The organism is Clostridiaceae bacterium, from assembly GCA_012840395.1.
GTDB lineage: Bacteria > Bacillota > Clostridia > Acetivibrionales > DULL01 > DULL01.
The window spans coordinates 38913-47173 of the sequence record DULL01000070.1 but is presented as its reverse complement, the minus strand read 5'-3'; the positions used below and the strand labels follow the sequence as shown (position 1 = coordinate 47173).

The following is an 8261-nucleotide window of genomic DNA, read 5'->3' as shown; positions in this document are numbered from 1 at the left end:
AGAGGCTCGTTGTCAAGGGAACCGTGGAATAAATGCGGTAAGTAAGATCAAACCAAGTAAAAAAGTACTGGCATATTCTTACTACAAGGAAAAATGAAAAATTTGCCCACTAGTACTTGACACAAACCTATTTTTCAAAGACCTTGCACTTCTCTTTTTTTCGTGTTATCTTACATTTAGTGGCTTCCATTTGTAGGTTTTTTCCTTTTTAGACCTACTAGAAGTTTTTCAGGTTTCATTTCTTTCATACTAAGTTAACAGAGCTATATTAGAATTTGATTTCAAGTAATGTTATTCATAATTTATGATAATAATATAAATAAGTACCAATATAAGCACTAATATAAGCACCAAATATAATAAAAATTAATATTTTGTATTTGTACAACTATATTCTAGTAGTATTTCTTTCATCTATCCAATCACTGTTATGTTGTAATAAATATTGGTATTTTGAAACATTATAATTATATATGTAATCAAAAATCCATCTTCCTACAATCGCCATAATTACAATAAATCCTCCAACAAGTGTATTTTTATCAGGCACTTCACCTAGCAATAGAAATACCCATACAGGATTTAATATCGGCTCAATAATAGATATCATACTTGCCTCAAGGGCAGTTACATGCTTGATAGCCCACGAATATAATATATACGGTAAACCAAGCTGAAAGATACCCATTAATATTAGAAACACCCATTCTTCCATATCAGGAAAGTCATTAATAATAAAAGGAATTCCAATAATAGTCGCCAATACATTGCCCATTATTACTGAATCAGTTGGTGAACCATCTTTTTGCATGCGCATGAATATTGTTAGTAAAGCAAATGAAATTCCGCTGCCTGCTGCCAGAATATTTCCCAATAAACCATTTACATCAACTTTACCAATAAAGATTAGTACCATTCCACTAAGAGCAATAAATATTGTAATCCAGTCTAAAAGTTTTACTTTTTCTTTCAGTAACCATCTCCCTAATAGTGCAACATATATAGGTGAGGTGTATTGGATCAATATTACGTTTGCAGCAGTAGTATTTTTATTGGCTAATACTATTAATAATACTGTTGCTGCATAGGATAAAGCAGCTCCAATCTGCGCTAAAGACCTATTAAGCTTTGGCTTACCTTTTATAATCAAAACAAGAACTGCTGCAATACCACTCCTTATACCAGCAATTGCTAAAGGATGTGTACTTACTGATTTAATGAGCAAACCTCCAAAGCTCCATAATATTGATGTAATAATAAGCAAAATAATTCCCTTAATTTTTTTATTAAGGGATGAAAATAACGTTTTCAAGCTAATCACCGTTTTTTTGTAAGCATAAAATCCACATTAGTACTTTCTTGCCTTACTTAGTTCTTCTTTCATTTTCTGATTTGCTTTTATAATATTCTCCTTTTCAGCTACTTCGGCATTTCCAACTCTCCACCAGGATTCATAATCATGGGTCATTGTTTTAGGTAAAACCTTTATATCCAGAAGAGTGGATACAGTCTGTTTTTTGGCATCTTCCAAAGCAGCCCTTAACTCTTCCTCTGTCCGTACTTTATATGTTTTACAGCCATAGCTTTCTGCGTTCTTGGCAAAATCAATTACCATCAGGTCTCCGTCCAGCTTTCCTGTTTCAGGATTTCTATACCTGAACTCCGTTCCGAAGTTTCCCATTCCGTGTCCCATTTGAAGGTTGTTAATGCATCCAAAAGAAATATTGTCAAACAATATCACATTTATTTTCTTGCCTTCCTGAATTGAAGTCGGAAGTTCAGAGTGAAGCATCATGTAAGAACCATCTCCTACCAGGCTGTATACTTCACTTTCAGGTCTTGCCAGCTTAACTCCCAAAGCTGCATTAACCTCATATCCCATACAGGAATAACCGTATTCCATATGATAAGTATTCGGCTTCTTAGATCTCCACATCCTTTGCATGTCTCCCGGCAAGCTTCCGGAGGAACCCACAACGATGGAATCCTCATCCAGCATTTCGTCCAAAATACCCAGCACTCTTGTTTGAGTCAGGCAGGAACCGGTTAGTTTTGCGAACTCTCCCAATACATGATCAATATGACCTGCAACCTCAGGTTTAAAGTCATTACCTGTATACTTCAGTGTAAACAGTCTTTCCAGTTCGGCAGCCCATTTATTTTTTGCTTCTTCAATTTCCGTAGAATATTCGGATTTATAACCAATTTCATCCAGCCTCTCCATCAATGCTTCCAGTCCGGCTTTCGCATCTGCTACAATCTTGACTGCATCTAATTTATAAGCATCAAATTCAGCAACGTTAATATTTATAAAATCTACATCAGGATTCTGGAATAACCATTTTGATGAAGTAGTGAAATCTGTGTATCGGGTTCCCACACCGATTACCAGATCTGCCTGCCGGGCGATCATATTGGCAGCATAATTTCCTGTAGTGCCAATACCACCCAGATTCAAATAATGGTTCCACGCAATTGCACTTTTTCCCGCCTGTGTTTCTCCAAAGGGAATATTGAATTTTTCTGCAAATGTTTTAAAAACTTCTGCTGCTTCAGAATACCTTACTCCACCGCCGCATATCAAAATAGGCTTCTTCTTTGTTTTTATAAGTTCTACAGCATCCTTTATCATCTCTTTTGTAGGCAATCTTCTTTCAATTCTGTGAACACGTTTCCTGAAAAAATCTACAGGATAATCATATGCTTCACCCTGTACGTCCTGAGGCAGCGCAATTGTTACCGCCCCTGTATCTGCAGGGTCAGTCAGCACTCTCATTGCATTAATCATGGCAGTCATGAGTTGCTCGGGACGGTTTATGCGGTCCCAGTATTTGCTTACAGCTTTAAAAGCATCATTAGTTGTAATATTAAGGTTGTGAAAATGCTCTATCTGTTGCAGTACAGGATCAGGCTGTCTGGAAGCATAAGTGTCTCCTGGCAGAAATAGTACCGGAATACGGTTGGCAGTGGCAGTTGCGGCAGCCGTAACCATATTTGCAGCCCCAGGTCCTACAGAGGAAGTACATGCATAAATCTGTCTCCTGTGATTTTGTTTTGCAAAGCCAATGGCAGCATGCGCCATTCCCTGTTCATTCCTTCCCTGATGCACTACCAGGCCGCCAGAGTCCTGTTCTAAGGCCTGGCCTATTCCTAATACGTTTCCATGGCCAAATAAGATAAATACTCCTTTTACAAATTTGCTCTCAACTCCGTCAAATTCAATGTACTGGTTATCCAGAAATTTTACAAGCGCTTGAGCCATAGTCAGCCGAATAGTTTTCATTTTCTCACATCCTTTTCATTCTATTTTTCCGGCCAAATCTTTGCATCTTTATCCAGCAACCATTTATGCTCCGGTACAAAAATCCTTTCATTAAATGGGTTATCATCAAGGTTTCTGATTACCCATACATAAAACATGGCATATCCTGGGGCTGCAACCTGGGAATGTGTAACATTGTTCAGGATTAAAGCGGTATCATTATTCCTTACCTTATATACCTCCTCACCTGATTCAGAGTAACCAAAACCCTGTTCAGGAACGAACTTGTAGTAATATATCTCAGGCTGAGGATGATAATGGGGAGGGTAACTTGACCATTTTCCAGGAAAGTTTACTACTTCCCCAACCACAAGATTTGCATAATCAGCATTTGAGATATCAAAAATTGTCCTTACAATCCTTGTGGATGTTTCTCCGAGGGTACCTTTTCCGAAATGTTCGACCCTGCAGTCTTTATCTGTGTATAGTTTTGATTCAAAATTCCGTTCATTATATGTCTTGGTAACACAAATTTCTGCTTCCCCGCTTAAAGCAGTAATCTTAACCTCCACTCCTGCCGGTATATGCAGGCACCATGGATTCTCATCAAGAAAAGACTGCCTCTTTACTTCGGTTATATTGCCTTCCCATTCAAAAACAACCTCTCCTTTTATAAGCAGGAAAGCCCTTTCTTTTCCTTCATTATTTTTGTCAACCTGTCCTTTTTCAAGTATTAGTATACCGAAGTCCATCATGGTATCCTTATCTTTATCCCCAATGTTTGTTATAGGGTTATAACCCGGCTTAAACTTATCTTTTTGCTTAATAATCACCTGAACACCTTCTCTTTATTTTTTCTTTCAATGACTTTTTTAGCGCTTTTGACAATATCCTCATGGGTCATCTCAAATCTCTTCTTCAGATAATCAACAGGGCCTACCTCCCCGAACAGATCCTTTACACCCACTCTTTCCAGATATACAGGACAGCTTTCGGATAGAACTTCTGCCACTGCCGATCCAAGTCCGTTTAGTATACTGTGATTCTCAGCAGTTACTATAGCTCCTGTTTCCCTGGCGCATTTTATAATTATTTCTTTGTCAATGGGCTTCAAGGTAAAGATATTTACAACTCCTGCGGATATACCTTCCTCCTCCAGCTTCTCGGAAGCTTTTAGCGCTTCATCTACCATAATGCCGGTAGCAATAATTGTTACATCTTTGCCGTCTTTAATCTGTATACCTTTACCTATTTCAAATCTGGAACCTTCCTCATACACCTTTATGGCGTTTCTTCTCAAAAGTCTTATATAGAATACTCCGTATAAATCCACAGTCTGTTCAATGAGATCCTTTAACATAACAGAATCTACCGGCTCAAGTATGGTTATACCGGGAATGTTCCTCATTATACCTATATCCTCAAAGGACATATGAGTTCCTCCGTTATATGCTGCAGTAATGCCGGCATCACTTCCAATAATCCTTACATTTAGTTTTGCGTAAGCACATGATATAAATATCTGATCATAGCATCTTCTTGATGCAAAAGCTGTAAAGCTATGAGCGAAGGGAACTTTTCCTGTTGCTGAAAGGCCTGCAGCTGTTCCTATCATGTTTGCTTCCTGTACCCCTACATCAAAAAACCTATCTGGAAATGCTTTCTTAAAGGGCATCATCCCCATTGATTTTGCTAAATCTGCATCAAGAACTACTATATTCTTATTTTTTGCGGCAAGCTCGATCAGTGTATTACAGTACACGTCCCTCATTGCCACTTCATCCATTACTCTGTCTTTAGCAATGAAAATGCTCATGATTTCACCATCTTTTCTAATTTTTCTTCTAATGTTTTAAGTTCATTCTCAGCCTGTTCTTTGCTTATAGTCATATGGTGATTATCTAAAATCCCTTCTGCAAAGCTGCAGCCCTTCCCCTTTACTGTGTGTAACACTATTACAGAGGGTTTTCCTCTGACTTTTTTTGCTTCCTCAATTGCCTGGTATATTTCTTTGACGGAGGCTCCATCTACCTCCTGTGCAAACCAGCCAAAATTTTCAAATTTGGCTTTTAAGTCTCCCAGGTCATTTATATCCTTTGTGTAACCGTCAAGCTGCTGCTTGTTATAATCAACTAAAGCAATTAGATTATCAAGTTTTAGCTGTGCGGATAAAAGAACAGCTTCCCATACCTGGCCCTCCTGAAGCTCGCCGTCTCCAAGAATCAGGTATACTTTGTTATTCCTTCCGTCAAGGCGGTGCCCAAGAGCAATTCCCACTGCCAAAGATGAACCCTGGCCCAATGAACCGGTAGTCATATCAATCCCTATGGTCTTGTTTCTGTCACAGTGGCTTGGAAGGTTTGTTCCCGGCTTATTCAGAGTTGACAGTTCTTCAATATCAAAATATCCTTTTAATGCAAGGGCTGCATAAACTGCAGGGCCTGCATGCCCTTTTGAGCACACAAGCCAGTCTCTGTCCTCCCATTTCGGGTTTTTAGGATCAATATTCATTGCGCCCCCATATAATACCGCCAGAGTATCTACTATTGACATGGCGCCACCCAAGTGGCCAAACCCCAGATTGCTTATTTCTTTTAAAGTCTCAATTCTTATCCTCAAGGCAAATATTTCGAGTTCTTTGACTCTCTGACCGCTTAACATAATGCCTCCTAATAATCCTAATTAATACTGATAATTTAATATTGTCTTTTTGACGCTTTCCTCATGGCTTCAATCAAGGGCAGCTTTTTCCCTGAAAGAAACCTTACCATTGCACCTCCTGCGGTACAGACATAGTTAATTTTTTTAGTGTCTATAAAACGAGATGCTGCGCTTACAGTGTCTCCTCCACCAATAACGGAATAGCCCTTTGCTTCAGCAATGGCATTCCATATCTCCCTGGTGCCCTTTTCAAAGAGCTTGTTCTCATATACTCCCATAGGCCCGTTCACAAAAATCGTTCCTGCGGATAGAATGGCTTCCTTAAAAAGTTCAATAGTTTTTGAACCGATATCCATAAACATCTCATCTACCGGTAAATCACTTACAGGTATTTCATGCCTTTGCCCGTCTTTTTCATATGCCAGGTCAACAGGAACAATGATTTTTCCAGGATAATCATTAAGGTATTCTTTTGCAGGCGCTATAAAAACATCCAGAGATCTGTCTTTAATGAACTTTTCCTTCTTTGCTCCTATTGATATTCCTTCAGCCATTAGCATTACTTCGCCGGTAACGCCTCCTGCAAGGATCTTATCAGCAGTTCCGTTTTCCAGCACCTGTTTCATCATTCCGAAAGCATCAGAAATTTTAGCTCCGCCAAGCACAAATACAGATGGTTTTTCCGGTGTCTCCATAACTTTTGTAAGAGCTTCTATCTCATTCATGAGGAGCTTGCCTCCTGCTGTGGGGAGTATCTCCTGGAACGCGACCATTGAAGGAGAATTCCTGTGGGCTGCTGCGAAAGCGTCATTTACATAACAATCCACTATAGGTGCAAGACTTCTTACAAGATAAGTATTCAGCATTTCTTCAGGCTTTAATTTAACAGAGTCCTCAAAGGTTGATATCTCCTCGGTTAAATAACGTAGATTCCCTAAAAGAACAGCCTCCCCAGGTTTCAGGCTTTTTACCGCCTCCTGGGCTGAAGGACCACATACATCATCTATATACTTGACCGTAATCTCCAATAAGGCTGAAAGCTTCTGTGCATGCTCTTCCATAGGCATCAGGTTCTGATAATCCAATGTATCCCCTTGATGGGCAATTATCGCAAGTTTTGCCCCTTGGTCAAGTAAATATTTGATGGTGGGTATACTCATTCTTATCCTGTTTTCATTTACTATTTTCTTTGTTACAGGATCTATGGGTGAATTAATATCTACCCGTAAAAGTACAGTTTTACCGGCATAATCCAATGCCTCCAGCGGCCTTATCCCAGATACGTATTTTATTTCCATTTTCCCATCCCCAAATATTTATTTGTCATTCCCACTGCTTCAAGCCTGTCTGTCTGCATTTCCATTGAAGCTCTTATAGCATCTATTGTTTCAGGTATTGTGACTGACTCTTGGGGGATATTGATTGCAAACATTAGGTCATCTCCAGAGTTTACTATGGTTTCTTCCCATACTACTATTTCATACATATCTCCTCTGGGATTTCCCAAATCACGGGCATATCTAAAGAGTGAAGCATTGCCCAAAAATCCGTCTGCAATTCTTACCACCCTTATTCTGTCGTGCTCATTGAAAAACTCAAGCAGATTCTCCTTTGATACCTTCTTTTTGGTTTTTGCCAAAACTGTGATAATGTGTCCATGGGTTACCGGTGTGTGTACAAGAATTCCTGTAGCGTCAATATGAGGCATTATGGTCATTAAGTCTACAGCCTGGTGGTTTGGTGCCTTGTCAACCTGTAAAGCGTTGGTAAGTCCCCTGTGATAATCACCAGGATCAGCTACACGGCGGATTATGGTGATTGCAACCTTTTCAACTCCAACTTTTCTGTCTATGCAGTCCACAGAACGTATAAGCCCGGTTGTGTTACAGGAGGTAAGCTTTAAAAATTGTTTGCCAAGACCCTTTTCATAGTTGGCATAGCCATGGAAAAATACATCTGCTACATCGTTCTTCTCTCCACCCTGGAAAACAGCCTTTTTCCCATACCGTTTGTAGATTTCTTTGTTTTTTGCGCCTACTCCTGCACTAGTTGAATCCAGTAAAATATCACAACTTTGAATCAGGTCTTCTAATGACCCTGAAACAGATATTTCTGCATCATCAAAAAGCTTCTGGTTATCAGGCAATGCGTTATAAAGATTATATGGCATACCTTTTTCTTTTAGGGCTCTAACTGAAAGTGTAGGTGCAACGTCAGCGACGCCAACAAGTTCCATGTCCTTTTGCAGTGCAACGCCATCTGCAAGTCTTTGACCAATTACTCCATAACCTACGACTCCTACTTTTACCATATTATTTCCTCCAATTATTTTCAGATA

7 protein-coding genes are annotated in these 8261 nt (G+C 39.3%); all 7 read right to left on the bottom strand.

What is annotated here, in order from left to right; all coding sequences use genetic code 11:
- Positions 1-388 precede the first annotated feature (388 nt).
- The 7 genes from GXX20_08780 to GXX20_08750 are packed head-to-tail and all read right to left on the bottom strand — an operon-like array spanning position 389 to position 8234.
- Complete coding sequence (locus tag GXX20_08780; protein ID HHW31749.1) at positions 389-1318, bottom strand: EamA family transporter; 930 nt, start codon at positions 1316-1318, stop codon at positions 389-391.
- A 30-nt stretch (positions 1319-1348) separates the two neighbouring features.
- Positions 1349-3283 (bottom strand): 3D-(3,5/4)-trihydroxycyclohexane-1,2-dione acylhydrolase (decyclizing), encoded by a 1935-nt coding sequence (iolD, locus tag GXX20_08775; GenBank protein ID HHW31748.1) that lies wholly within the window; start codon positions 3281-3283, stop codon positions 1349-1351.
- A 20-nt stretch (positions 3284-3303) separates the two neighbouring features.
- Positions 3304-4095, bottom strand: coding sequence for a 5-deoxy-glucuronate isomerase (locus GXX20_08770; protein HHW31747.1), 792 nt, complete (start codon positions 4093-4095; stop codon positions 3304-3306).
- The gene (locus GXX20_08765) at positions 4092-5078 is read right to left on the bottom strand and encodes a transketolase family protein (GenBank protein ID HHW31746.1); all 987 of its coding nucleotides are present in this window, start codon (positions 5076-5078) and stop codon (positions 4092-4094) included. Before GXX20_08765 ends, GXX20_08770 begins: the two co-directional genes overlap by 4 nt.
- Complete coding sequence (locus GXX20_08760) at positions 5075-5923, bottom strand: transketolase (protein ID HHW31745.1); 849 nt, start codon at positions 5921-5923, stop codon at positions 5075-5077. Before GXX20_08760 ends, GXX20_08765 begins: the two co-directional genes overlap by 4 nt.
- A gap of 35 nt (positions 5924-5958) precedes the next feature.
- Positions 5959-7215, bottom strand: a complete 1257-nt coding sequence (locus GXX20_08755) for a phosphoglycerate kinase (GenBank protein HHW31744.1) — start codon at positions 7213-7215, stop codon at positions 5959-5961.
- Complete coding sequence (locus GXX20_08750) at positions 7212-8234, bottom strand: type II glyceraldehyde-3-phosphate dehydrogenase (protein HHW31743.1); 1023 nt, start codon at positions 8232-8234, stop codon at positions 7212-7214. The genes GXX20_08755 and GXX20_08750 overlap by 4 nt, the downstream gene beginning before the upstream one ends.
- Between the last annotated feature and the right edge of the window lie 27 nt (positions 8235-8261).

Bases quoted from the DNA above. Each gene is read 5' to 3' on its own strand.
- GXX20_08765 (HHW31746.1), bottom strand. From the start codon at position 5,078: ATGAGCATTTTCATTGCTAAAGACAGAGTAATGGATGAAGTGGCAATG.
- GXX20_08750 (HHW31743.1), bottom strand. From the start codon at position 8,234: ATGGTAAAAGTAGGAGTCGTAGGTTATGGAGTAATTGGTCAAAGACTT.
- iolD (HHW31748.1), bottom strand. From the start codon at position 3,283: ATGAAAACTATTCGGCTGACTATGGCTCAAGCGCTTGTAAAATTTCTG.
- GXX20_08760 (HHW31745.1), bottom strand. From the start codon at position 5,923: ATGTTAAGCGGTCAGAGAGTCAAAGAACTCGAAATATTTGCCTTGAGG.